The sequence below is a fragment of the Catellatospora vulcania genome (genome assembly GCF_009720385.1).
Taxonomy (GTDB): Bacteria; Actinomycetota; Actinomycetes; order Mycobacteriales; family Micromonosporaceae; genus Catellatospora; species Catellatospora vulcania.
Genome location: NZ_ML769301.1, coordinates 903,728 through 927,897 on the forward strand (window position 1 = coordinate 903,728; position 24,170 = coordinate 927,897).

A 24,170-nucleotide genomic window follows, 5' to 3' on the forward strand; every position below is an offset into this window, starting at 1 on the left:
GGTCACGAGGGCAGCGCGACCTGCCGGTGGGTGACAGACGCAGCAGTCGTCTCTCGTGGATCAAGACACCGCGCCCAGGCGTTTTGCGGATGGCGTTCGGGCCGGCGGACTTGACCATGTTGAGTGGCCGGTGCCTGTCGGCGCATCCGAACCGCGACAAACGCGCTGGATAAGGTGGTGATGTGCATAGCCCCAGCGCGGGTTGGGTCACACGCGGGCGGCCGGAGTGAGCGCACCCCGACCGCTGTAATGCCTGCAGGGATGCCGAATGCATCAAATTGGATGGCAACTGGCCGATGTACAGGGCGGCAAGTGGTTCCTGCCCGCCGACGACCAGCGCGGCAAGAACCGGGTCAGCAGGTCGGCGCTCTCGCCGTGCCGGTACGGGTCCACTCATCCGTGTCCCTCCAACTCCGCCGCGCGTCCTGCTGGTTGCGGCTGGTATGTGCACTGCGCCGTTTTGTGCGGCGATGCCTGCTCGGTCGGGTCTGTTCAGTCCTGGCGTTGGCGTAGATGTTCGTGGACGAACCGGATCGCCATGGCGCCCTCGCCGACGGCGGAGGCGACCCGTTTGATGGAGCTGCTGCGTACGTCGCCTGCGGCGAAGACGCCGAGCCGGCTCGTCTCCAGCAGGTACGGCCGTCGGGGTGTGCCCTGGCGCGGGTCGGTGACGGCGTCGGCGGGCACGTCGGGGCCGGTGAGCACGTACCCGTGGTGGTCGACGGCGATCTGTTTGTCCAGCCAGGTGGTGCACGGCTCGGCTCCGATGAACACGAACAGGGCGGTGGCCGGTATGCGCTGGCTGTGTTCGGTCTTCATGTCGGCCACGACCACCTCCTCCAGCCGGCCGTTCCCCTCGAGGTCGCACACCTCGGTGTTGGTGTGGACGGTCACGTTGGGCAGTGCGGTGATGCGGTCGGCGAGATAGCGCGACATGTCCCGGCTCAGGTCGTCGTGCATGATCATCAGGTGGGCGTGGGCCACGTGGCCGGCCAGGAACACGGTCGCCTGTCCGGCGGAGTTGCCGCCGCCGACCACGGCCACCTGGTCGCCGCGGCACAGCTGGGCCTCGGCGGCGGTGGCCGCGTAGTAGACGCTGGTGCCCTCGAACTCGGCCAGCCGGGGCACCCGCAGTTTGCGGTAGCGGGCCCCGGTGGTGATCAGCACGGTCCGAGTTGCGATCTCGGTGCCGTCGGCCAGCCGTATCAGGTGGAGCCCGTCGTGTTCTTCCAGCGCCGTGACGGATGCGGGCACGGTTATCCGGGCGCCGAACTTGCGGGCCTGCAGCGTGGCCCTCTCGGCCAGCTCTCCGCCGGAGATCCCGCCCGGGAAGCCGAGGTAGTTCTCGATCCTCGACGAGGTGGAGGCCTGCCCGCCGGCGGCGACCGCGTCGAGGACCACGACGGACAGGCCCTCCGAAGCCGCGTACACGCCTGCGGCCAGCCCGGCGGGGCCCGCGCCCACCACGACCACGTCGTAGTCGGAGCCGGTGATGCTCGGCTCGGCTAGCCCGACGACCCGTGCGAGCTCGTCGTTGGACGGGTTGCGCAGCACCTCCTGGCCGCGCCAGATGACCACCGGCGTCTCCTGCGGGGTGACGCCGAGCTGGCGCAGCAGCGTCTCGGCGGTGGGGTCCTGTTCCACGTCGATCCAGCGGTAGGGCAGTCGATTGCGGGCGGCGAAGTCGCGCAGCCGCCGCGCGTCGGCGGAGTAGCGCGAGCCGATGATCCGGATCCCGGCGCCCATCTCGATCAGCAGCGAGCGTCGGATCATGTATGCCCGCAGGATGAGGTCGCCGAGTGTCGGGTCGTGGGCGACCAGGGCGCGTACGTCGTCGACCGGGATGCTGAGCACCTCGCCGGGTTCGCGGACCACGGCGCTCAGCAACGCCGGCTGGCCCGCCAGGAGGCTGAGTTCGCCGAGGAAGCGGTTCGTTCCGTGCACGCTGATCTCCCGTTCGGCCGGGGTACCGTATCCCTCGATCAGTGCCACGGCGCCGGACAGGATGACGTAGAAGTCGTAGCTCGGATCACCCTCGTGGAACAAGGTTTCGCCGATGTCGGTGGTGTGGCGCTGCCCGCGTGAGGCCAGCGCGTCGATCTGTTCGGCGCTCAGCCGCGGATAAGCTCCGTAGCGGTCCGGTGTCTCCTGTACGGGATCGGACATTCTGGTCACCTTCTCTGACGGTGATGAAGTCGGGTGGCATACCCGGGTTCAGTTGGCGGGAGGCTGGGCGAGCGCCTGTTCGACCCAGCGCAGCAGTGCGTCGGGTGGGGCGGCGCCGACCTGGCGGGCCCGTACCTGCCCGTGGTCGAGCAGGAGCAGTAGCGGGATGGACTGGGCCTGGTAGCGGGCCGCCGTCTGCGGCGACTCATCAACGTTGATCTTGACGGCCTTCAGCCGTCCCGCGAAGGTCTGCGCGGCCCGCTCCACGCCGGGAGCGACCACCCGGCACGGGCCGCACCAGGGCGCCCACAGGTCGGCCAGCACGGGCAGCGACGATTGCGCCACGACGTCCTGGAAGTCGGCGTCGGTCGCCTGGGTGAGCCAGGGCAGGGCCTGGTGGCAGTTGCCGCAGCGCGGCACTCCCGCGGCGGCGGCTTGAACCCGGTTGCGCTTGCCGCAGTGCGGGCAGGCGATGACCTCGGCTCTGGTGGCCTGCGGTGCCTGTGTCATCACGCCCCCGGTCCGGCACCGGCGTGCGCCAGCTGCTCGCGGGCCGGTGCGGTCTCGAACGTGACCGTCAGCTCGCCGTTCTGCGCGTCGATCCGGATGACGGCTTGTTCGCCCAGGTCGCCGGCGATGATGGCGCGGGCGATGCGGGTCTCGACCTCGTGGGCGATGTAGCGGCGCAGCGGCCGCGCGCCGTAGACAGGGTCGTAGCCGTGCTCGGCGATGAGTATGCGGGCGTCCTCGCTGACCTGCAGGGTGATGCGCCGTTCGGCCAGCCGGTCGCGCAGTTCGTCGAACTGCAGGTCCACGATCTTCTCGATCTGGGCCAGGGTGAGGCGGTGGAACAGCACGATGTCGTCGACGCGGTTGAGGAACTCGGGCCGGAAATGGCCCTGCAGCTCGGCCATGACCTTGGCGCGCGACGCCGGGTCGATCTCGCCGTCGGCGGTGGCGCCTTCGAGCAGGTGTTCGGCGCCGATGTTGGAGGTCATGATGATGACGGTGTTGCGGAAGTCGACGGTGCGGCCCTGCGAGTCGGTGATCCGGCCGTCGTCGAGCACCTGCAGCAGCGTGTTGAACACGTCGGTGTGCGCTTTTTCGATCTCGTCGAACAGCACCACGGAGTAGGGCTTGCGGCGTACGGCCTCGGTGAGCTGCCCGCCTTCCTCGTAGCCGATGTATCCCGGTGGGGCGCCTACGAGTCGGCTGACCGTGTGCCGCTCCTGGTATTCGCTCATGTCGAGCCGGACGATGTTGTCCTCGGAGTCGAACAGCGCCGCGGCGAGGGTCTTGGCCAGTTCGGTCTTGCCGACGCCGGTGGGGCCCAGGAAGATGAACGAGCCGATCGGGCGGGTCGGGTCCTTGATGCCGGACCGGGCCCGGATGATCGCGTCGGCGACGACCTGGACGGCCTCGTCCTGGCCGATGACGCGCTCGTGCAGGATCTCGTCCAGTCGCAGCAGCTTCTGCCGCTCGCCCTCCTGCAGCCGCGACACGGGGATGCCGGTCCACGCCGAGACGATCTCGGCGATCTCGTCCTCGGTGACCATCTCCCGCAGCAGGCCCGGTTGGCCCTGCTGGCGGTCGGCGAGCTTCTGCTCCTCGGCTTCGAGGCGCCGTTCCAGGTCGGCGATGCGGCCGTAGCGCAGCTCGGCGGCCCGGTTGAGGTCGTAGGTCCGCTCGGCCTGCTCGGCCTCGCGGCGCAGCTGTTCGAGTTCCTGGCGCATGTCCTGCACCCGGCGGATGGCTTGGCGCTCATGCTCCCACTGGGCGTGTTTGGCGTCGGCTTCGGCGCGCAGGTCGGCGAGTTCACGGCGGAGCTGGTCCAGGCGCGCGATGCTGGCCGGGTCGGTCTCCTTGGACAGCGCCGCTTCCTCGATCTCCAGGCGCATGACCCGGCGGGTGATCTCGTCGAGTTCGGCGGGCATCGAGTCGATCTCGGTGCGCAGCCGGGCGCAGGCTTCGTCGACGAGGTCGATCGCCTTATCGGGTAGGAACCGGTCGGTGATGTAGCGATGGGACAGTGTCGCGGCGGCGACCAGGGAAGCGTCCTGGATCTTCACACCGTGGAACACTTCGAGGCGTTCGCGCAGGCCGCGCAGGATCGAGATGGTGTCCTCGACCGACGGCTCGTCGACGAAGACCTGCTGAAAGCGCCGGGCCAGGGCGGCGTCCTTCTCGATCTGCTTGCGGTACTCGTCCACCGTCGTCGCGCCGATCATGTGCAGCTCGCCGCGGGCCAGCATCGGCTTGAGCATGTTTCCCGCGTCCATCGCACCCTCCGCGCCGCCGCCCGCCCCGACGACGGTGTGCAACTCGTCGACGAACAGCAGGATCCGGCCCTCGGCCGCGCGGACCTCGTTGAGCACCGCCTTGAGCCGCTCCTCGAACTCGCCGCGATACTTGGCCCCGGCGATCAGCGAGCCCATGTCGAGGGCGAACACGGTCTTGTCACGCAGTCCCTCGGGCACGTCGCCGCGCACGATGCGCTGGGCCAGGCCCTCCACGATCGCGGTCTTGCCGACGCCCGGGTCGCCGATCAGGACGGGGTTGTTCTTCGTCTTGCGGGACAGGATCTGGATCACGCGGCGGATCTCGGCATCCCGGCCGATCACCGGGTCCAGGCGGTCGTTGCGGGCATCGGCCACCAAGTCCTGGCCGTACTTCTCCAGCGCCTCGTAGGTCACCTCCGGCATCGCCGAGGTCACCCGCTGGTTGCCGCGGATCTGGGTCAGCGCGGCCAGGAACGCCTCCCGGGTGACCCCGTTCTCCTTGAGCCGGCGTCCGGCCGCCGACGCCGAACCCTCGTCGGCCAGGGCCAGCAGCAGGTGCTCGGTCGACACGTACTCGTCCTTGAGCCGTTTGGCCTCGCGCTCGGCGGTGTCGAGCACCCGCGACAGGCGCTGCGTGACGAAGACTTGGCCGGGCTGTGCGCCCGGTCCGCTGACCTTCGGCCGTTTGGCCAGGTCCTGCTCGACCTCGGCACGCAACTGCTGCGGGTCGGCACCGGTCTGTGTGACCAGCCGGGGCACGAGGCCTTCGGGCTGGTCGAGCAGCGCCAACAGCAGGTGCTCGCCGTCGACCTCGGTGTGCCCGAGGCGCAGCGCGGCGGTCTGGGCGTCATGTAGCGCTTCTTGAGACTTCTGGGTCAGCTTGTTCATGTCCATGACGGTCTCTCTCCCCGGGCCCGCAGGGCCGATTGCAGCTGGTCGATGCGATCCAGCAGGTCCATGACCAGGCCGATCGCGCAGTAGTTCAGGGCCAGGTCGGCGTGCAGTCGTTGCACCCGCCCGACGCGACTCAGGGCGCCCGGGGAGAACCACAGCCGGCCTTCGGCGTCGCGGGAGGCGTCGATGAGGCCCAGCGCCACGAAGCGCTGCACAAGTGCCGGGTGCAACCCGGCACGCCGGGCGAAGCGGTCGAGGCTGAGCCTGGCCGGGACTGCCACCGCGTACGTCCTCATACCCGTGCCCCCTCTCGCTCAGGCTGGCGGGGATCGAAGGCGGAGGCCCGCGACAGCTCCTCGAACAGGTCCCGCTCGCGGGGGGTCAGGTGCTTGGGCACCATGATCTGGACTTCGGCGTAGAGGTCGCCGGGCTCGCCGCGCCGGCGCGGCATGCCCTGCCCGCGCAGCCGCAGTCTGCGGCCGCTGGAGGTGCCCGGCGGCACGGTCACCTTCGCCTGCCCGCCTGGGGTCCGCAGCGCGACGGTCGCGCCGAGCGCCGCCTCCCACGGCGTGACCGGCAGCCGCACGTGGATGTCATGTCCCTCGACCCGGTAACGCGGGTGCGGCGCCAGCCGCACGACCAGATACAGGTCGCCGGCGCCGGCGTTGCCACGTGCCTGGCCGCCCTGCCCGGCCAGGCGGATGCGCTGGCCGTCGCTGACGCCCGCCGGGATGTTGACGTCGTAGCTGCGGGGACCGTCCGGTCCCGCCAGCGTGATCTTGCGGGGTCCGCCGTGGTACGCCTCCTCGACGGTCAGCGTCAGCTCGGCCTCCTGGTCCGCACCCGGAATCGGGCCCGCACCACGCCCGGCCGCACGTCCAGCGCCACGACCGCGACCACCGAAAAGCCCGCCGAGCAGGTCCTCCATGTCGACGTCCTCGCCGCCGCCCTGATAGGTCCAGGTGAACGGTTCGCCCTGCTCGCCCCCGCGGAAGCCGCCTGCGCCGGGGAAACCGCCGCGGCCACCCCCGCCGCCGCGGAAACCACCCGGACCCGCGCCGGCGCCGGCCATGTCCTCATACCCCTCGGGGACCCGGCGGAAGTCCTCGCCGAAGCGGTCATAACGCGTCCGCTGCTTCGGGTCGTGCAGCACCTGGTAGGCCTCGTTGATCTCCTTGAACCTCTCCTCGGCGTCCGGGCTCTTGTTCACGTCGGGGTGGTACTTGCGGGCGAGCTTGCGAAACGCCTGCTGGATCTCGTCCGGGGAAGCGCTGCGGGAGACGCCGAGCACCTCGTAGAAGTCGCGCGCCATGGCTGCTCCTCAGCCGTTTCCGGCGACCACGACCGAAGCCGGGCGCAGTTGGCGATCGCTGTCGCCGTAGCCGGGGCGGACCACGTGCAGCACCGTGCCGGGGTCGTTGTCGCCGCCGGGCACGACGCTCACCGCCTCGTGCCGCATCGGGTCGAAGGGCACGCCGGTCTCCTCTCGGCGCGCGAAACCCATCGCCGACAGCACCGCGACAGCCTGGTCGCGCACCGCACGCACGCCCTCGACCACCGCGCCCGGATCGCTGTCGGCATGGTCGAGAGCGAGGTCGAGATTGTCGACGACGGGCAGGAACACCGCCGCGACACGCGCTCGTTCGGCAGCCCGCTCCTGGGCGAGCTGCCGCTCGCAGCGTTTGCGCACGTTGTCCAGGTCCGCCAGTGCCCGGCGCAGGCGGTCCTGCAGTTCGAGTTCGGCAGCCGAAGGGCCGGTCTCGGCCGGCGCCGGGGCCTCGGGATCAGCCGAGGCCTCAGGCGCCGAGCCGGCTTGCGGCGCTGACTGCGCGAGCGAAGGATCGTGCGTCATCGCGTGTCTCAGCTCGGTGAGAACTCGGCGTCGATGACGTCGTCGTCGCTCGCGCCCGGCTGGCCTGCGCCGGTCCGCGCCCCTGCGGCGGGTCCGGTCGGCCTGCCCTGGTCCGCTCCGGGCGGCGGAGCCGACGGCCGGGCCATCAGGCCCTGCGCCACCTGCTGCAGATCGCCGATGAGCGAACGCAGCCGGTCCATCGGCGCCTCTTCCTTGAGGGCCTGGCGGGCGTCGCCGATCAGCAACTCCGCGCGCGCCTTCTCATGCGCGGGCGCCGACTCGCCCAGCTCGGCGAGCCGGTGCTCGACCTGATAGGTCAGCGATTCCAGTTCGTTGCGGGTGTCGATGACCTGCCGAGTGCGGACGTCCTCGTCGCGGTGCGCCTCAGCGTCGGCGACCATCCGCTCGACCTCGCCGCGGTCCAGGTTGCCGCTGTCGGTGATGGTGATGGCCTGCTCGACACCGGTGTCCTTGTCCTTGGCGGACACGTTGAGAATGCCGTTGGCATCCACGTCGAAGGTCACCTCGACCTGCGGAACCCCGCGCGGCGCGGGCCGGATGTTCTCCAGCCGGAAACGCCCCAGCACCCGGTTGTCGGCGGCCAGCTCCCGCTCGCCCTGCAGGACGACGATGTCCACCGCCGACTGGTTGTCGTCGGCGGTCGTGAACGTCTCGCTGCGCCGCACCGGGATCGTCGTGTTGCGTTCGATGACCTTGGTCATCCGCCCGCCGAGCGTCTCCAGGCCCAGCGACAGCGGGATCACGTCGAGCAGCAGCACGTCCGGCCCCTCGCCGGTGAGCACCCCGGCCTGGATCGCCGCGCCCATCGCCACGACTTCGTCGGGGTTGACGCTCATGTTCGGGTCCTTGCCGCCGGTCAGCCGCCGTACCAGGGCCTGCACGGCTGGAATGCGGGTCGACCCGCCGACGAGGATGACCTCGTCGAGGTCGTTGGCGGTGGTCTTCGCATCGGCCATGGCCTGCTCGACCGGCCCGAGGCAGCGCTGGACCAGGTCCTTGGTGAGATCCTCGAACTTCGACCGGGTGATGGTGGTGGTCAGGTGCTTGGGCCCGGACGCGTCGGCGGTGACGAACGGGAGGCTGACCTGGGTCTGGGTGACCGACGACAGCTCGACCTTGGCCTTCTCGGCGGCCTCGAACAGCCGCTGCAGGGCCTGCGGGTCGGTGCGCAGGTCGATGCCGTTGTCGTTCTTGAACTCGTCGGCCAGGTGGTCGACCAGGCGGCGGTCGAAGTCGTCGCCACCCAGGTGCGAGTCGCCCGCTGTGGCGCGTACCTCCACGACGCTGTCACCGACGTCGAGGACGGACACGTCGAACGTGCCCCCGCCCAGATCGAACACCAGGACCGTCTCGTGGCCCTTCTTGTCCAGCCCGTACGCCAGCGCCGCGGCGGTCGGCTCGTTGATGATGCGCAGCACGTCGAGCCCGGCGATGCGGCCGGCGTCCTTGGTCGCGGTGCGCTGGGCGTCGTTGAAGTACGCGGGCACCGTGATGACGGCCTGGGTGACCTTCTCGCCGAGGAACTTGGACGCGTCGTCGACGAGCTTGCGCAGGATCTGGGCGCTGATCTCCTCGGGGGAGTACATCTTGCCCTTGACGTCGAAGCGTACGAGGCCGTCCGGGCCGGGCACGACGTCGAACGTGACGGCCTTGGCCTCGGAGCTGATCTCGTCGAAGTGCCGGCCGATGAACCGTTTCGCGGAGTAGATCGTGCCCTTGGGGTTCAGGATCGCCTGCCGCCGGGCGAGCTGCCCGACCAGGCGTTCACCGGCGTCGGTGAACGCCACGACCGAAGGCGTGGTGCGTGAGCCCTCGGCGTTGGGTACGACAGTGGCCTGACCGCTCTCGAACACCGCGATCACCGAGTTGGTCGTACCGAGATCTATACCGACTGCTTTTGCCATGCTGATCACCAGCCAGACGTGGACGCGTGCCAGACGATGCCGGGTGCCAAGTACCGTCACCCGGCAGTACGGGCAAGCTCCTAAAAAGTAATTCTGGAATCGAGGTCGGGGAGGCCTCAACGCGTAAAGGGCCGGCAGCACCAACTGCTGGTTAAGCCCTCACCGTCATGCCGACGGAGCGACCAAGCCAAATGTGAACCAAATTCTCATACTACCCGTCATGGGCGGGATAAAACATGATCCGGATGTTCCGGAAAAATCGCGCACAGGCCGGTACGCGAGAACCGTGCGCAGGCTGCGCTGGGCGGTGATCGTCAGGGTGCTGCCGTCGACGCTGGCGTCCAGCGTGCCCGGGTCGATGCCGGGCAGGTCGAGGTGCAGCACGTAGTGGTCACCGGACCGGTACAGGTCCGTGGCCGTGGCCGTGGGTGAACCGGGTCTGCGCATCGGTGCCCAGGCCGCGAACTCCGACGTGGCGGCTGATGCGCGCCTGCGCACCCGCTATCCGGTGCTGTAGAAGGCGCTGGTGTCGGGTGCTTCGGGTTGCGCATGGCGTCAACGGGCGGAAACATGCTGCGCACCTGCTACCCCTACCTCTACAACACGGCCGCGGGCTGGAACAAGCTGTAGCGGCCGAAGAGGTCAACGATCGGCGGACAGCTCGTTGTCTGGTTGATAACGGTACGCAGCCTCACGCACAGCTTCGTCGCTTTCCAACCCGGCTCCCAGCGCCCCGCCGAGTGTGCCGAGAGAGCTGGCCAACCACGCCAGCCGCACCTGGTCACTGATACCGACTGGATGACCGAGGGCAGCGGCGATCAGATCGGCCGGAACCATCACGAACACCCCCAGCGCAGTCAGCACCACCAGCTCGCCGTACAGCGCTACCGCGCCGATGACCACGGTGAGAATCGTGACGATGTTGAACAGAGCCACCTGTTGGCGAATCCCGGGACCGGCAGCCCGGGGCGGCACCCGCTCCCAGAGGCCGGCGCCGAGCACCAGGCTCAGTACCACCGCGAGTAGCGAACCGACGGTAAGTATGGTCAATCGCGCCGCCCCCAACGCGTTCGACAGCCGCCAGATGTCGCTCGTCACCAGCGCGAGGATGTCGACGGCCAGGGCCGCGACCAGAGCCCGGGACAGCCGCGAAACCAGTCGCCACGGCCGGTTGGCTCGCAGCATGCCCAGCAGGAGCCGCAGATTTCCTGTCAGTACGCCAGTGATCAGACCGACGGCGCCGCTTTCGGGTACCGGCAACTCGTTGAGCTCGCGCGTCCGGCGGTACAGAGCCACCCGTCGCCGCCGGATGGCACGATCATCGAGGTCCGCGTTCTCTGGGTCGACGTCGCCGAGCAGCGCCTCGATCAGGCGCACGATCGCGTCCGCGGCCCGGCGGGTCACACCCACCGCGCCCAGCGCAGGCAGGGACAGCACAGCGACAGCATGCGTCGCACTGGCGTGGGCGACCACCGGCCGGCGCTGGGTCGCCAACGGCAGATCGGTGATGCAGATGGCCATTTGCCAGCCTTCGTCCAGCAGCCTGCGCCGGGCGGCGTCGACCAGCCGGTTCAGGTCTGCTGGGGCGTCGACCAGCCGGTCCACGGCCAGCCGTATCTGCCAGTCTCCGTCCGGCAGCCGAACAGTGATCAGGCCGGTAAGGTCCGACAGAAGTTTCTGTGCCAGGTCGGCAGCCGGACCCGGTGACGCGACCAGTCCGATCACGGTCATCTCAAGTCACCGGCCGAAGCGCTCGTCGCCCCCGCCGAGTCGTTAAAGGTTGCCGTCGTCATCGTGCATCCCCCGACAGAGGCGTCGCCACCGGTACGGTGCGCGGTCACGCACCTGTACCTGCCCCGATCCGACGAGCGACCGTCACTCGGTGGTGATCAGTCATGCTACAGCCAACCCCGCCCGGCGAGGGACGGCTCAGATCATCCCAGCAAGGTGAGGGTCTCATCACTCCGGCGAACTTACGATGGCTGAAGCGGGGTCGGTTGCCGCCGCTGCTGCGAAGGCGAGCTCATTCGCGGTGAGGCGACGAAGTAGCATCCGAGTTATTGCGATCTCCTCTTGGGTGAGTCCCGACGCGTCACCTATTGTCGTCGGCGCGCAACGGATGCGTTCCCGAAGTGCTTCACCTTTCGCCGTGAGTGCGACTTCGACAACACGTTCGTCCTCGCCTCGACGTCGACGCGTGATAAGCCCGTTCGTCTCCATCCGCTTGATCAACGGTGTCAAGGTGCCGTACTCCAACTGGAGCGCGGAAATGAGGTCCTTCACAGCGACGCTCTTGCGCTCCCAGAGAACCAGCATCACGAGATACTGAGGATATGTCAGCCCTACTGGCTCGAGGAGAACCCGATAGGCGCTGGTCACCGCGCGCGAGGCGGCGTATAGCGCGAAACAGAACTGGTCGTCAAGCCGCATTGAGGCATAGTCGGGCTCATTCGAGCGTATTGGTGACTGTGTCACGTGACCTCCTGCGTCCGTATCTGGCTCGACCGACGGTGCTCGCAACCGGCTCACGTGGCCTCGCTTCGGTCGCGGCGATTCACAGCACCAACTAACTTTACCACGGTTTACTCTTGCACAAGTTAATCGGTCGGCCACGCCAGGCCCGCTGCCGACCGGCGGTCGCGGCGTTGCGACGCGGTCGGGCAAAACAGCTCGCCGACATTGCGACGTGTCACGCCCGGCTGGTCGTGCTCGACGATCTCGACCGAGCCGGGGCGACGGTGAACTTGGACTGGTCAGCAGCGGCGCGGCGGTCTGGCGACCATCAGCACCACGATTCTGCGCGGGCCGGGTGCCATCCGCGAAGAATTAGCGGACCTGCTAGCCGGCACGTCGTGCGGACAGTGGCCGACCACGACCGAGGTGGTCTTTGGCGCGTTTTGCCGCGTACAACTCCTCATCGGCGCGCCGGAGAGTCGTCTCCACGTCCTCCGGCCGCCGTAGGGTCACCCCGACACTGATGGTCCGGCCGCCGTCGGCTACCGCAGCCGCTAACCGTTCCGCGACCTGTACAGCCTCGTCCCGGCCGGCCACGTTCAGTACCGCGACGAACTCGTCGCCGCCGACGCGGAACACCTCGTCGCCCTCGCGCAGCGCCAAGCGGATGGCGTCGGCCACCTCGGTGAGTGCACGGTCTCCGGCGTCATGGCCCCACGTGTCGTTGATGGCCTTGAAGTTGTCGATGTCCATCGCGAGCACGGCCGTGGACGACGGAGCGCTGGAGGCCAGTTGTCGAGCCAGTGGGCGTCGGTGGCGCAGGCCGGTGAGAGGGTCGGAGTCGGCCAGAGTCTGCAGCGTGTGCTGCGTGGACATGCGCTCGTAGGACGCGACGGCGTTGATCATCAGGAGTTCCAGTATTACCGCGGTGTCCGGCAGTGGCTGAACCGCGAGCTCATCCATGATCAGCGTTACGGCGTCGAAGTCGGGATGCCGCGTGTTCACCGGCAGAGTCGCAGTGACCAGGGTGCGCACGCCGACGTCGGCGAGTGGTTCGAAACCGTCGGTGTCGGCGACGCCTACCTCGCCCCGGGAGTACGCGGCCTGCTGGCGAGCCGCGGCATCCATCAACTTGGACAGGCTCTCCGGCGGAAGGGCGCCGATGGCGTCGACGAGTCGCCGTGACCCCGACCCGCAGTGGTCCGCCAGGACGGCGAGCGGCGGAGCGCCGCCGACGAGGTCGTCGGCCCTGCGGATGAGCGTCACTGCGCATCGCAGCCCGGACAGGTCGACCGCCGCGCGGCAGAAGCGTTTTGCCAGCTCCGTGAGGTCGTTGGCGGTGGCGATGTTCAAGGTGTGGCTGAGCAGCCACTGGGGCGGGCTCGGCTCGGACGGGCCACCCAGCTGGTGGATTCGGGCGCCCAGGAGCACGCCGATCCTCGTCAGCGCTGACTCCCAGTCTCTGAGGTCGGTCAGCACGAGGTCGAACTCGACCATGATGACGCCGATCACGGTATCGCGCGTGCCGCGCACCGGAGCACAGATCATCGAGCCGGCTGGACGGCCTGCGGGCGGATCGGTGCGGTCGCCGGCAGGGGTGCGACGGGTGACGGTGTGTCCCGTGGTCAGTACCCGCCCGGCCATGCCGTAGTTGATGCGCACTGTCCGCGGCGCGTGCCAGACTCCGCTACTCGCGCCGAGGTGCAGGTAGCTGGTGTTGGTCAGCAGAACGTTCACCGAGGCACCCGTGTGGGTGCTGACAGCGTCGACCACCGCGTTGCACGTTCGGTAGACGGATTCACAGGAGCGTATGGACTGGGCGACTTCATCGACGAGTCCTGGTGCTGCGGTCACTTCGGCGGTCCTCCTTCCTCAAGAGCCGGGCACGACGTCAGAAGTGTCCGCGCCCGGCCGACTGCCGGCTGGTGTACTCGGACAGCAGTGCCGGCTCGTCGATGGCGCCCTCGTCGACAAGTTCGAGAAAGGCGTCGACCGCGCGGGCATCGAACTGCGTGCCCCGTCCCGTCTCCAGCTCTTCGCGCGCTTTGCCGACCCCGAGCGCCCGGGCATACGGGCGGTCAACGCGCATCGTGGCCCAGGCGTCGCACACCGCGATGATCCGTGCCTCGATCGGGATGTCGGCACCGGCCAGGCCGCGCGGATAACCGGTCCCGTCATACCGCTCGTGGTGTGCCGCGACCAGCGGAGCCAGATCCGGCCGGTTCATCTTGACGAGCAGCCGGGCACCCTCGTCCGGGTGGCGGCGCATCTCGACCCACTCGTCGGCGGTGAGCCGGCCGGGCTTGGCCAGCAGCGACTCGTCGACGCAAATCTTGCCCACGTCATGCAGGCGTCCAGCGGCTGCCGTGCGCAGCTGCGTCCGGCGATCAAGACCCAGTCGCGCGGCGGTCTGTTCGGCCCATCGGGCGACAGCGGTGCCGTGCTCGCGTTCCCCCAGGACGGTATCGATCTCGTCGGCCATCCACACCAGGTCCTGCGGGAGCATGTCCTCGGGGTCGACCGGTGTCGCGCGATCGGTCCGCGCCGATGCCGGGTTCGCGTCGAGCGTCTCGCCCGGCAACTCCTCGCACCGTTCCTCGGTGTTCCGTCCCACCTGGAGAGCTGGTACTTCGATGCACACCAGTGCCATGACGGCCGAATGGTCGCCATGCGTGTGGGGGCGCGTCGCACTGCGGCGGGATTGCCCAACCAGGACCATCGCACCGTCGATACCGCCGAGGAGCCTCTGCACATGCGCCGCAGTTGAAGCTGTTTCCCAACTCCAGTTCGCGGGGGCCACCGGACAGCCCTCTTGCCGCAGACGGTCGACCGCTTCGCTCAAAGTGGACGACTCGGCGAACACCATCACGACTGCCGGCTGCACTACCTTGCCCATGGCTTCCTCCTCGGGGTGTGTGCGGGAGCTCGCCCAGCGGCCCCGCCTCAATGCAAAAACCTAGCCCACGTAATCCTCGTGTACAAGGTAATTGGTCGGATTTCGGCTTGTTGATGTGAACTCGGGATGGGCTGCCCACCCAGGTCGCGCCGCGTGCAAGTCGCGGCTCGGCCGGCGATCGCATGGGTTCGCGGGCTCGGTCAGGCGGGCCGTATAGCCGGCCCTGCGGCTGTTGCGCTCGACCGTGCAGAAGGCGTCGTCAAGGCGCCGAGATCTGTCGCTCTCCCGATGGCCGGAAGTCGGCGCTGGTCAGCTCGGTGAGCACGTCGTCCGGCTTCGGACCGCCATAACTTGGGTATTTCATCCCACCTACGTCCCCTTTGCGCACCGTGCCGACGGCGGCTCAGTCGTCAAGCTGCTGGTCGACCTTCACCTGTCGTTCCGCATACGGAACGATGTACGTGGGCGAGATATTCCTCCGCTGCGGTGCTCACCGGCCCGCCGGGCTGTCGAATGGCGATCAAGCGCGATGGCGGGAGTTTGTCCAGGGTGCGGGTCCACCCACACTCCCGGCCGCTCGCCAGCGACGCGGTGCAGCGCCCGCATTGGTCAGCCGCATCGCCCCGATCGTCGGGCCGGCCGCTTATGGCAATCTGCGCCCTCCCGGAGCAGGACTTGACTCTCCCTCTGGGGGAGACCCGACAGTAGGCGGATGGGCAACGCCAACTGATTGAAAGGCAGCCTGCTGCAGGATTGGGCAGGGTAGGTCCAGGACTGCGGGGCACTCAGGCTGACAGTCGGTGCCCGTCCTCCGACCAGATTCGGCGGGCGGTGGCGGCCGAGAGCATCTCGGTCGCGTCAAAGACTCATCGCTGCGCGGGCCAGCGGCAGGGTCACCAACCATGATGGCGGAGAAACCTTGTGCACGAGCTATCGGTGCGCTAGCTTTCAATGGGCCCCATCTGAAGTCGTCCGCAGCCGCGTCGGTTGTTCTGGGGCGATAACCGAGTCGAGTGCCGGGCGATCGTCAAAAGTTGGGTCCGCCGCCGCTACATGGTCGTAATCGTTGCCAGGCGCGGTGGGCGCTGGCTACCGGAACGTGAATCGGAGGAAGCATGGATTTCGATTATGTGATCGTCGGTGCCGGTTCAGCAGGCTGTGTCCTGGCGGCACGGCTGTCTGAGCAGCCGGATGTGAGCGTCCTGCTGTTGGAGACCGGCCCCGCGGACACCCGCCCGGAGATCCACGTGCCGCCGGCGTGGCCCGCCCTGTGGGGCACCGAAGTCGATCATGCGTACCGGACGGTGCCGCAGAGCGCGATGGGCGGTCTGGAGCACAACTGGCCTCGTGGGCGAACGCTGGGCGGAAGCAGTTCGATCAACGCCATGGTCTACCTGCGTGGCCATCGCAACGACTTCGACTCGTGGGCTCATGGCGGCGCGCCCGGTTGGGCGTATGACGACGTCCTGCCGTACTTCCAGCGAATGGAGACGGTGCCGGACGGGGATCTGCGGTATCGCGGCTTTCGCGGGCCGATGCTGCCCCAGAGGTCGGCCACGCCCAATCCGCTTTCGCAGGTCTTCGTGGATGCCGCCGCACAGGCCGGTCATCCGGTCACCGGCGACTTCAACGGTGCGGTGCAGGAAGGAGCCGGCTGGCATGACCTGACCATCTGCCTCGGAAAGCGGCAGAGTACCGCGGTCGCGTATCTGCGACCGGCGCTACGTCGCTCGAACCTCACGGTGTGGACCGAGTCGCGCGCGACAAGCCTGCTCGTGCGCAATGGCCGCTGTACGGGTGTCCTCGTGCGACACAACTGCGAACTTGTCGACGTACGCGCCAACCGAGAGGTGATCGTGTCGTCCGGTGCGGTGGACTCACCACGCCTGCTGCTGCTGTCGGGGATAGGGCCGGCAGACGAACTGCGGCAGGCGGGCGTCAAGGTGGTGCACGACCTTCCCGGCGTCGGAAGGAACCTGCAGGACCACCCGCTGACCGGTGTGGTCTTCGAGTCCACGCGGCAGATTCCGCCCGGCAACGCCAACCACGCGGAGACCTCGCTGCTGTATCGCAGCAGTGAGGCCGTCGGCGGGCCTGACGCGCAGATCATGTTCATGCATGTGCCGTTCCACTACCTGGCGGCGTTCGGCTCTCCGGCAGACAGCTTCACGTTCGGCGTGTCCGTCGTGCCCCGCAGTCGAGGATCCGTCCGACTGGCGAACCGTGATCCGGACAGCAGCCCGCTGATCGATCCGAACTATCTGGCCGATCTCAGCGATCGGCGTCGTCTGGCCGAGGGCGTGGAGAAGGCGCGAACCATCGCCGCGAGTGCGGCATTCGATCCGTGGCGCGGACCGGAACTGCTGCCAGGAAGCGACCTCGGCGTCGAGGAGTATGTCCGTACAGGAACGGGAACCTATTTCCACCCGGCCGGAAGCTGCAAGATGGGCACTGACGACCAATGCGTGGTCACGCCGCAGCTACGGGTGCATGGCATCGAGAACCTCCGCGTCATCGACGCGTCGGTGATGCCGACACTTGTCAGCGTGAACACCAACGCCGCCACCATCATGATCGCCGAGCGCGGCGCTGAGCTGATCCGGACAGAGGGCTGAGCAGGCTGGGCGCTTCCGTGCCCTGAACGGCCCTCGCTCACGCCAAATCGGTAGATAACTTCCGTAACGGGCGTAGCATTGCGTCCGCAGCGCGGCATCCGATGTCGGGGCGACTCGTTCAATGCGGTGGCGGTCACGCAACGTGCCTGAAGTTGCCCTTGGACCTTCTTATGTCTTGCACGACCAAACTCTCGCGCTGGCGCCAGTGCGTCTTGGGTCGGCCGCTGGCGCAGCGCAAGCTTTTCGGAGGAGAACCATGAAACCCACACCGAAATCGCGTTTGTCGGGGCTCGCGGCCAGTGTGCTGGTGGCGACTCTCGCCGTGACCGCATCTGTTATTGCCAACTCTGTCACCACGTCGGCGGGCGCCGCAGAACCTCAGCCCGTTCAGCAGCAGGACAAGCCGACGGTGGTATTGGTGCACGGCGCGTTCGCCGACGCGTCTAGCTGGAACGGCGTGATCGAGCGTCTGCAGGCCGAGGGTTACCCGGTGGTGGCGCCGGCCAACCCACTGCGGGACCTGGCGACGGACTCGGCTTATCTGCGCCGTGTGCTCAACAGCGTGCAAGGCCCCATCGTGCTGGCTGGGCACTCCTACGGCGGGGCCGTCATGTCGAGCGCCGCCGCTGGTGATCCGGACGTGAAAGCGCTGGTCTACATAACAGCGCTGGCACCGGATGTCGGGGAGACCACTGCGGAGTTGGTCAACAGATTCCCCGGCAACACGCTGGGTGCGAACCTGCAGTCGGTGCCGTTCCCGCTGCCCGGCGGAGGCGAGGGCACCGACCTGTACGTCAAGCGCGAGGCGTTCCGGGAGCACTTCGCGGCCGACGTCCCTGCACCGACCGCGGCCTTGATGGCGGTCACGCAGCGTCCGGCCGCTACTGCCGCGCTGGAGGGCAAGGCGGTCGAGGCGGCCTGGAAGGTCATTCCGTCATGGGCGCTGCTGGCCACCGAGGACAGGGCGATCCCGCTGGCCGCCCAGAAGTTCATGGCCGAACGCGCCAAGTCCAAGACCGCGGAAGTCAAGGCATCCCATGCCGTCCCGGTCTCCCAACCCGGCGCGGTCGCCGACCTCATCATCGAAGCGGCCGGCGCCTCCAAGTAGGCCTGGCCGGTGGGGCCGGCAGCGTTCGTATCCGGGAGGCCGTCCACCCGGTACGGCTCGCAAGGCGAAGCTCCCGCAGAAGCGCGAAGCACGCATCTGCGGGAGTTGGTCGATGTCGTCGTGCGGCCCGTGGTGGACGGCCACGACCGGGCCGGCCGGCGCGAGCTCGACGACCTCGATCCGGCCGGACGCGCGTGGGTCACGGACCGGTGGGAAGACGCACACGACACCGCGCCGTGGGTGAGCAGCTCGTTGGCGTAGTGCCCACCGGGCGGTCAGGTGCGCTGGGCAGGTCGGAAGGCCGCATCCAGCTCGGCCATGGCCGCGTCGTACCCGCGATCACACGGTCGAGCGTGACGTGGCCGTCCCCGGCGGCGACGAGAGGGGCTGGCACTGACCGCATCTCGACCTGCAACAGCCCGGCCTTGTGGTAGCGGAGCAACGTCCGCACGCTCAGGCGGGTTACCGTCGCGAACTCCCCGATCGTCACCGCCGCCCGTACGCCCCTAGTCTGCTCCGGCGCTCCGGGAGTCGCCAGTTGACCCTCTCCTTGCGGGAGACCTGACAGTGGTCGTATGAAAACGGACTGGAGTCGGGCAACCCCGATCGCCTCGTCGGCATTGCCGGCCCAACTCACCACCTACCTCGACGCGCATCGAGCCCGCGACGTCAGTGCCGCAATCGTGTGCTACACCCAGGATGCCGTGGTGGCCGACGATGGGCACACCTATCGTGGTCTGGAGGAGATTCGGACCTGGCTGGGCCGCTCGGCGAGCGAGTACACGTTCACCGCCGAACTCACCGGTGCCGGCAGGATCGACGAGATGCACTACGACGTCGTCCAGCATCTCGAAGGAGACTTTCCCGGTGGGGTGGTCGACCTGCATTACCGGTTCACGATGCGTGGCCCGCTGATCGCGGCGCTGCATATCGCACCGTAGCGTGTTTTCACACGATTGCGGTATTGCTGAGGCGGCGTCCGTATCCAGTTTTCGGCCATCGGATGGTCACCATCGGAATATGATCATGGTGGGGGAAGACATGAGGACATGGTTCATCACCGGTGGCACGCCGGGTGGGTTCGGTTTGGCCTACGCCGAGGCCGCACTCGATGCCGGCGATCGCGTGGTGCTGACCGCGCGGCGGGTCGAGCGGCTGAAGGAGTGGGCACAGGCGTACGGCGACCGGGTGCTGGTCCTTCCCCTGGACGTCACCGACGACCAGCAGGTGATCGACTCCGTAAGGGCTGCCGAAGGGCATTTCGGCGCCGTCGACGTGCTGGTGAACAACGCCGGCCGGGGCTGGTACGGGTCCATCGAGGGCATGGCCGACGACGCCGTGCGGCAGATGTTCGAACTGAACTTCTTCGCGGTGCTGTCGGTCACGCGTGCCGTGCTGCCGGGCATGCGAGCCCGACGCCGGGGATGGATCATCAACATGTCCTCCGTGGCCGGGCTGCGCGGGGTGACCGGATTCGGCTACTACAGCGCCTCCAAATTCGCGGTCGAGGCGGTCACCGAGGTGCTGCGCAACGAGGTGGAGCCGCTGGGCATCCGGGTGATGGCGGTCGAGCCAGGGGCGTTCCGGACCAGGGCCTATGCGGGCTTCGCCGACGAGGCCGTCGATGAGACCATCGCCGAGTACCAGCCGATGCTGCAGGACGTCCGCAGCGCGATGATCGACCAGGACGGCAAGCAGCCCGGCGACCCGCAGCGCGGAGCTCGCGCGGTCATCGCCGCCATGGCCCAGGCGTCGCCGCCGCACCGGCTGGTTCTGGGCAGCGGCGCGTTCGACGTCGTGGTGAAGACGATCGAAGAGAACCTGGCCGACATCCGCAACTCCGAAGCGCTGTCACGTCGGGCCGACTTCCCTGCCACCGTATAGCCGTCCAGCGGACCTGGACGTTTGAAACGCTCCGACGGAGCAGGGCCGCCATCACCGGCTGGCTCAGTCAGCAATCGCCGCGGTTCTGCTCGCGCTGGGTGATGCCACCGGCCGGGTGTGCCCGCCGCTGACATCGGGCGGTCACGACAGCGCCTCGCCCGCGACCCGTTCAGTGCTGTCCCGAGCCGTCATGGCCTCGGTGGCGGGTGCGGGGGTGCCGCCGGTCACCAGCGCGTTGATCCGGACCACTGTCGCTGCCGTGTCGAGCGCGGCCGAACGGGTGAGTCCGATGACGCTGTGCTCGGCGGCTGTAGGAGGCCATGCCGGGCGCGCATCTTGGCGCCCTCGGCGGTGACCCGCTCGGCGACTGCCCGGCCCATCCCGGAGGTCGCGCCGGTGACCGGGATGACCTTGTCGGTGAAGTGTGCAGACACGGTTGTTCCTCTTTCGAACGCGTCTTTGGCACGCGCCGAACTGTTGTCAGAAGGTCAGGACGAACCGCCCGCGTACCCCACCCGCCTCGAGCCGACGGTGGGCGTCTGATGCCTGGGCTGCGGGCATGACCTCGGCGACCCGGGGCGTGAGCACGCCGGCACCGGCGAGGCGGCGGATCTCGTCGAGCTTGTCGGTGCGGCCGTCGTACTCGGGCACGAACGGGGACAGCACCTTGATCCCGCGGGTGCTTCCGGCGGTATAGCCGCCGGGCTCCTCGGCCTGCCGGAACCTGATGAAGGTGCCGCCGTCACGGACGGCGTCGAGCAGCCGCGGCCCGAACAGCGCCACGTCGGCGACCGCGTCCACGCCCTCGGGATACCGTGCCCGGATACTGTCGACGACCCCGCGTCCCCGGGGCACGACCTCGGTCGCGCCGAGCTCGCCGACGAGCTGCTCGTCGGCCCGGGCGGCGTCGGCGATCACGGTCAGCCCGGCGTGGGCGGCCAGCTGGACCAGGTATCCGCCGAGCGCCCCGGCGGCCCCGATCACGGCGAGGGTCGAGCCGGGCGGCAGCCCCAGCTGGTCGAAGGCCAGCAGCGCGGTCAGGCCGTTCATAGGCAGCGTCGCCGCGGCCTCGTGACCGAACCCGTCCGGTGCGCGTACCACCGAGCTCGCCGACAGGACCGCGTACTGCACGTAGCCGCCGCCCCGGTAGTCGACGGCGCCGTCGTCGGCGGGCAGGAACGGCATCAGCATCGCCATCACCGGATCGCCGGTGCGCAGGCTGGTGTCGGTGTCTGGACCGATCTCGTCGACCACGCCCGCGACGTCCATCCCAGGTACATAGGGTGCGGGCACCCCTTCCAGTTCCATGGCCCATGTGCCGTCGCGCAGCAGCATGTCCGCCGGGTTCACTGCGGCAGCGTGCACCCGGATCCGGACCTGGCCCGGGCCGGCGTGTGGTTCCGGTACGTCGACGAGCCGCAGCACCTCCGGCCCACCGAACTTGTGCAGACCTACAGCTTTCATGATCTTCCTCCGAGGATGTAGCTCCAGCTCACAAGTGGTGTCTATCACCTACCAGGTACCCGATCAGTACCGAACTTCGAGTGTCTGCAATACCGGCAAGAACGGAAAGAAGGCACTTCAAAGTGCCCTGGTATTGCCAGAGGTACCAACCGAGTGACAGGTGGGACCTGGTATACGACATACACTCGTACGCATGGCGCATCCGACCACCTCGACCAGCGAACGGGAACTGGCGAACTACGGTCAGGGCCGCGAGCTGGTGCGAGACGTGCTGGAGCGCATCGGCGACAAATGGTCCGTGGTGGTCATCTGCCAGCTGGGGCACACCACGAAGCGCTTCAACGAGCTCCGCCGGCTCAGCGAGCCGATCACCCAGCGCATGCTGAGCGCCACCCTGCGCGGCATGGAGCGCGACGGACTGGTCACCCGCACCCTGCACGACACCAGACCCCTGCGCGTCGACTACACGCTCACCCCGCGCGGCATCAGCCTGCTCGCCGCTGTACGACACCTCGCCTGCTGGGCGGTCGACAACGCCGTCGGCATCCAGGCACGTTGCGCGCACCCGTAGTGGACCAGGCAGATCGCGCCGCCGGTGAACCCCGGATCGAGGAAGACCGCGTACAGCCGCTCCTGCCATTCCTCCATGGCGGTGTCGAAGTCCTCGATGTCGTCGAATTTCTCCTCGTCGGGGCGCTCGTCGTCCAGCCGGGCGAGGATCTCACCGTAGGGGCGGTCCACCAGGAACGGCACCTTGACCAGGTCAAGATTGGTCATGTTGCTGCCGTCGCCGATCCAGCGCCATGTGCCCGAGTTGTCGCGCCGCACGGGGAAGACGCCGTACGCCGGGCCGGCGCCGCCCGCCGAGACCTGGGTCAGGAACGTGCGGTAGTCCTCGGGCAGGCTCACGCCGAGGCGATGTTCCAGGTCGGCGAGCTCGTCGGCGGTGAGAGGCGGATCCAGGCGCATCTGATGGTCGTCTGCGCCGAAGATCGTGTTGCGGTGGGGATGGCGGCCCAGGGCTTCGACGCGTTCGCGTACGCCCGACCAGTCGGTGCTCATGTCAGCCTCCTGGGCTGGTCAGTCGTGCAGCGGGATGGCGGGACGGACGAGCATCTGGTCGAGGTACTCGGCCTCGTCCTGGACGAACTGGGCGTATTCGGCGTCGCGGTAGGCGGTCGCGACGGTGAGCCAGGAGACGAATTCGCCTGAACCGCCGCACACCATGGATCCGCCGTCGCCGCCACAGATCACGGCCGGGTCGGCGGTCCGCTCGTCGCGGTACGGGTCCTGCCCGATGGTCAGGCCGAACAGGTTCGGCTCGCGGTGCGGGCCGGTGCGCGCCGACCACGGATCACCGCCGCCGGGATAGGTGTCACCCCACCGGAACAGGGTCGTCGCACCGGCGCCACAGGCGTACTCCCACTCGTCAGGAGTCAGCAGCCGTCGGCCGAGCGCTGCGAGCCGGGCGGCCTCGTCGTCGTAGGACGGGGTGTCGTACATCCACGCGGCGCGCACCGAACCGTCCGGCGCCAGCAGCGCCCGCCCGAACCCGGCCCACTCGACCTGCTCCGGCATCGCCGAGCCGGTGACTGCGACCGTCTGCCGCAGTTCGTGAACGCGGCGCAGGACCGTCGGCTCGTCGACGGGCATCGCGGTCAACCCCGCCTGTACCGCCTCGACGGCGACCAGCAGCGTCGGCACCGACACGGTCCGTGGCGGCGACGTGCGCTCGGCGACGTATGCCCGGATGTCGTCGGGCAGGCCGAGGGCCTCGGCCGATTCGTGATAGCTGTCGACTTGCTCCGGAGTGGGGGAGAACCGGGTCGCGTCGTAGCCGACCTGGACCTGCCGTGCCGGGACCAGTGCGAACGGGACGCCGCCGACGTCGAACACGGCAGTCCGGGCAGCGCGGCCCGCGTACTCCTGTGGCCCGACCTCGACCGAGGCAGCGCTGACCCGATCGGCGATCCGGCTCGCCAACGCTTGGGCCTCGGCATCGTCCAGCGCCGTCCAGCGTTCCCACGTGATGTTCACGCGCGCATCATGCCCCGACCCGCCGACATCGCGCCGCCGGGCCAGGCGTCGCCGATTCCGCACATCGATGGCTGCGCGATGATCCCGAATCGAGCGAGCCGACCCACGTGGCGACGCGCGCCTCGTTGCCGTCAGCATCGGCCAGCCCTGACCACCTCGGCGTCGGTGACCAGGTGGCCGCCCGCGGTCGGATCCGGCGAGCCAGCGGTCGTCACCGTCACGGGTAGCGGCCGGTCGGTGATGCGTCCGGGCAGGTTGAACACGGTGCGGATCTCGCGCGGATCGCAGCGGTGGTCGCAACGACTTATCCGGGGTCTTCGACGAAGCGCTTGATCTCGCGTGCCCACAAATGTGGGCTCGTGACTGCTGCCGGTAATCGCCGCGACCGGAATTTTAGAACTTCCGGAGCGGCTGTCCACTCCCGACCTATTTTGGATTGCAAATACAGGTAATCCAACAATTAGAAATGGGGTCAGCGCGAGAGTTCGGCCCAGGACTGAGCCGTGTGCGACTGTCCAACGAGCTGTGTTGGGCAGCTAGGTCGCCGGCTAGCCACTCCGGCCCGAAGGGGCGGGAGACGGCCCCGAAGGGGCCGG

At 68.4% G+C, this 24,170-nt stretch carries 20 protein-coding genes; 5 read left to right on the plus strand and 15 right to left on the minus strand.

What is annotated here, in order from left to right; genetic code table 11:
• Positions 1-492: 492 nt before the first annotated feature.
• The 12 genes from F6W97_RS04130 to F6W97_RS04185 form a co-directional block, all read right to left on the minus strand.
• Positions 493-2,166, minus strand: coding sequence for an FAD-dependent oxidoreductase (locus F6W97_RS04130; RefSeq protein ID WP_155368719.1), 1,674 nt, complete (start codon positions 2,164-2,166; stop codon positions 493-495).
• A 48-nt stretch (positions 2,167-2,214) separates the two neighbouring features.
• On the minus strand, positions 2,215-2,676 hold the full coding sequence (gene trxA, locus F6W97_RS04135) for a thioredoxin (RefSeq protein ID WP_155368720.1): 462 nt from the start codon (positions 2,674-2,676) through the stop codon (positions 2,215-2,217).
• The gene (gene clpB / locus F6W97_RS04140) at positions 2,676-5,339 is read right to left on the minus strand and encodes an ATP-dependent chaperone ClpB (protein ID WP_155368721.1); all 2,664 of its coding nucleotides are present in this window, start codon (positions 5,337-5,339) and stop codon (positions 2,676-2,678) included. The genes trxA and clpB overlap by 1 nt, the downstream gene beginning before the upstream one ends.
• On the minus strand, positions 5,330-5,635 hold the full coding sequence (locus F6W97_RS04145; RefSeq protein WP_155368722.1) for a chaperone modulator CbpM: 306 nt from the start codon (positions 5,633-5,635) through the stop codon (positions 5,330-5,332). Before F6W97_RS04145 ends, clpB begins: the two co-directional genes overlap by 10 nt.
• The gene (locus tag F6W97_RS04150; RefSeq protein WP_155368723.1) at positions 5,632-6,651 is read right to left on the minus strand and encodes a DnaJ C-terminal domain-containing protein; all 1,020 of its coding nucleotides are present in this window, start codon (positions 6,649-6,651) and stop codon (positions 5,632-5,634) included. The genes F6W97_RS04145 and F6W97_RS04150 overlap by 4 nt, the downstream gene beginning before the upstream one ends.
• A gap of 9 nt (positions 6,652-6,660) precedes the next feature.
• Entirely contained in the window at positions 6,661-7,191 is a 531-nt protein-coding gene (locus tag F6W97_RS04155; protein WP_155368724.1) for a nucleotide exchange factor GrpE, read from the minus strand.
• Positions 7,192-7,199: 8 nt separating this feature from the next.
• The gene (dnaK, locus tag F6W97_RS04160) at positions 7,200-9,116 is read right to left on the minus strand and encodes a molecular chaperone DnaK (protein WP_155368725.1); all 1,917 of its coding nucleotides are present in this window, start codon (positions 9,114-9,116) and stop codon (positions 7,200-7,202) included.
• 165 nt (positions 9,117-9,281) lie between these two features.
• Positions 9,282-9,500 carry an Hsp20/alpha crystallin family protein gene (locus F6W97_RS39975; RefSeq protein ID WP_230686388.1) on the minus strand — a complete coding sequence of 73 codons (219 nt, stop codon included), beginning with the start codon at positions 9,498-9,500 and terminating at the stop codon, positions 9,282-9,284.
• A 258-nt stretch (positions 9,501-9,758) separates the two neighbouring features.
• Positions 9,759-10,847 (minus strand): hypothetical protein, encoded by a 1,089-nt coding sequence (locus F6W97_RS04170; protein ID WP_155368726.1) that lies wholly within the window; start codon positions 10,845-10,847, stop codon positions 9,759-9,761.
• A gap of 228 nt (positions 10,848-11,075) precedes the next feature.
• Positions 11,076-11,546, minus strand: coding sequence for a MarR family winged helix-turn-helix transcriptional regulator (locus tag F6W97_RS04175; protein WP_155368727.1), 471 nt, complete (start codon positions 11,544-11,546; stop codon positions 11,076-11,078).
• A 408-nt stretch (positions 11,547-11,954) separates the two neighbouring features.
• On the minus strand, positions 11,955-13,307 hold the full coding sequence (locus F6W97_RS04180; RefSeq protein WP_155368728.1) for a GGDEF domain-containing protein: 1,353 nt from the start codon (positions 13,305-13,307) through the stop codon (positions 11,955-11,957).
• A gap of 154 nt (positions 13,308-13,461) precedes the next feature.
• Complete coding sequence (locus tag F6W97_RS04185) at positions 13,462-14,466, minus strand: HD-GYP domain-containing protein (protein ID WP_155368729.1); 1,005 nt, start codon at positions 14,464-14,466, stop codon at positions 13,462-13,464.
• A gap of 1,115 nt (positions 14,467-15,581) precedes the next feature.
• Here F6W97_RS04185 and F6W97_RS04190 point away from each other — a divergent pair.
• From F6W97_RS04190 to F6W97_RS04205, 4 genes are all read left to right on the plus strand, one after another.
• Positions 15,582-17,081 (plus strand): GMC family oxidoreductase, encoded by a 1,500-nt coding sequence (locus F6W97_RS04190; RefSeq protein ID WP_155368730.1) that lies wholly within the window; start codon positions 15,582-15,584, stop codon positions 17,079-17,081.
• A 256-nt stretch (positions 17,082-17,337) separates the two neighbouring features.
• Positions 17,338-18,189, plus strand: coding sequence for an alpha/beta fold hydrolase (locus F6W97_RS04195; RefSeq protein ID WP_155368731.1), 852 nt, complete (start codon positions 17,338-17,340; stop codon positions 18,187-18,189).
• 575 nt (positions 18,190-18,764) lie between these two features.
• Positions 18,765-19,130 (plus strand): nuclear transport factor 2 family protein, encoded by a 366-nt coding sequence (locus tag F6W97_RS04200; RefSeq protein WP_155368732.1) that lies wholly within the window; start codon positions 18,765-18,767, stop codon positions 19,128-19,130.
• Between the two features lies 1 nt (position 19,131).
• On the plus strand, positions 19,132-20,073 hold the full coding sequence (locus F6W97_RS04205; protein ID WP_230686389.1) for an oxidoreductase: 942 nt from the start codon (positions 19,132-19,134) through the stop codon (positions 20,071-20,073).
• Positions 20,074-20,553: 480 nt separating this feature from the next.
• Here F6W97_RS04205 and F6W97_RS04215 read toward each other — a convergent pair whose 3' ends face one another.
• The gene (locus F6W97_RS04215; RefSeq protein WP_155368733.1) at positions 20,554-21,537 is read right to left on the minus strand and encodes an NADP-dependent oxidoreductase; all 984 of its coding nucleotides are present in this window, start codon (positions 21,535-21,537) and stop codon (positions 20,554-20,556) included.
• 193 nt (positions 21,538-21,730) lie between these two features.
• Between F6W97_RS04215 and F6W97_RS04220 the strand changes: the two genes are divergently transcribed.
• Complete coding sequence (locus F6W97_RS04220; protein WP_155368734.1) at positions 21,731-22,108, plus strand: winged helix-turn-helix transcriptional regulator; 378 nt, start codon at positions 21,731-21,733, stop codon at positions 22,106-22,108.
• Here F6W97_RS04220 and F6W97_RS04225 read toward each other — a convergent pair.
• Together F6W97_RS04225 and F6W97_RS04230 are read right to left on the minus strand one after the other, a co-directional pair.
• Positions 22,000-22,599: an SMI1/KNR4 family protein gene (locus F6W97_RS04225; RefSeq protein ID WP_155368735.1), complete on the minus strand. Its 600-nt coding sequence runs from the start codon at positions 22,597-22,599 to the stop codon at positions 22,000-22,002. The two genes, F6W97_RS04220 and F6W97_RS04225, sit on opposite strands and share 109 nt — an antisense overlap.
• 18 nt (positions 22,600-22,617) lie before the next feature.
• Positions 22,618-23,574: a hypothetical protein gene (locus F6W97_RS04230; protein WP_155368736.1), complete on the minus strand. Its 957-nt coding sequence runs from the start codon at positions 23,572-23,574 to the stop codon at positions 22,618-22,620.
• Positions 23,575-24,170: the final 596 nt, after the last annotated feature.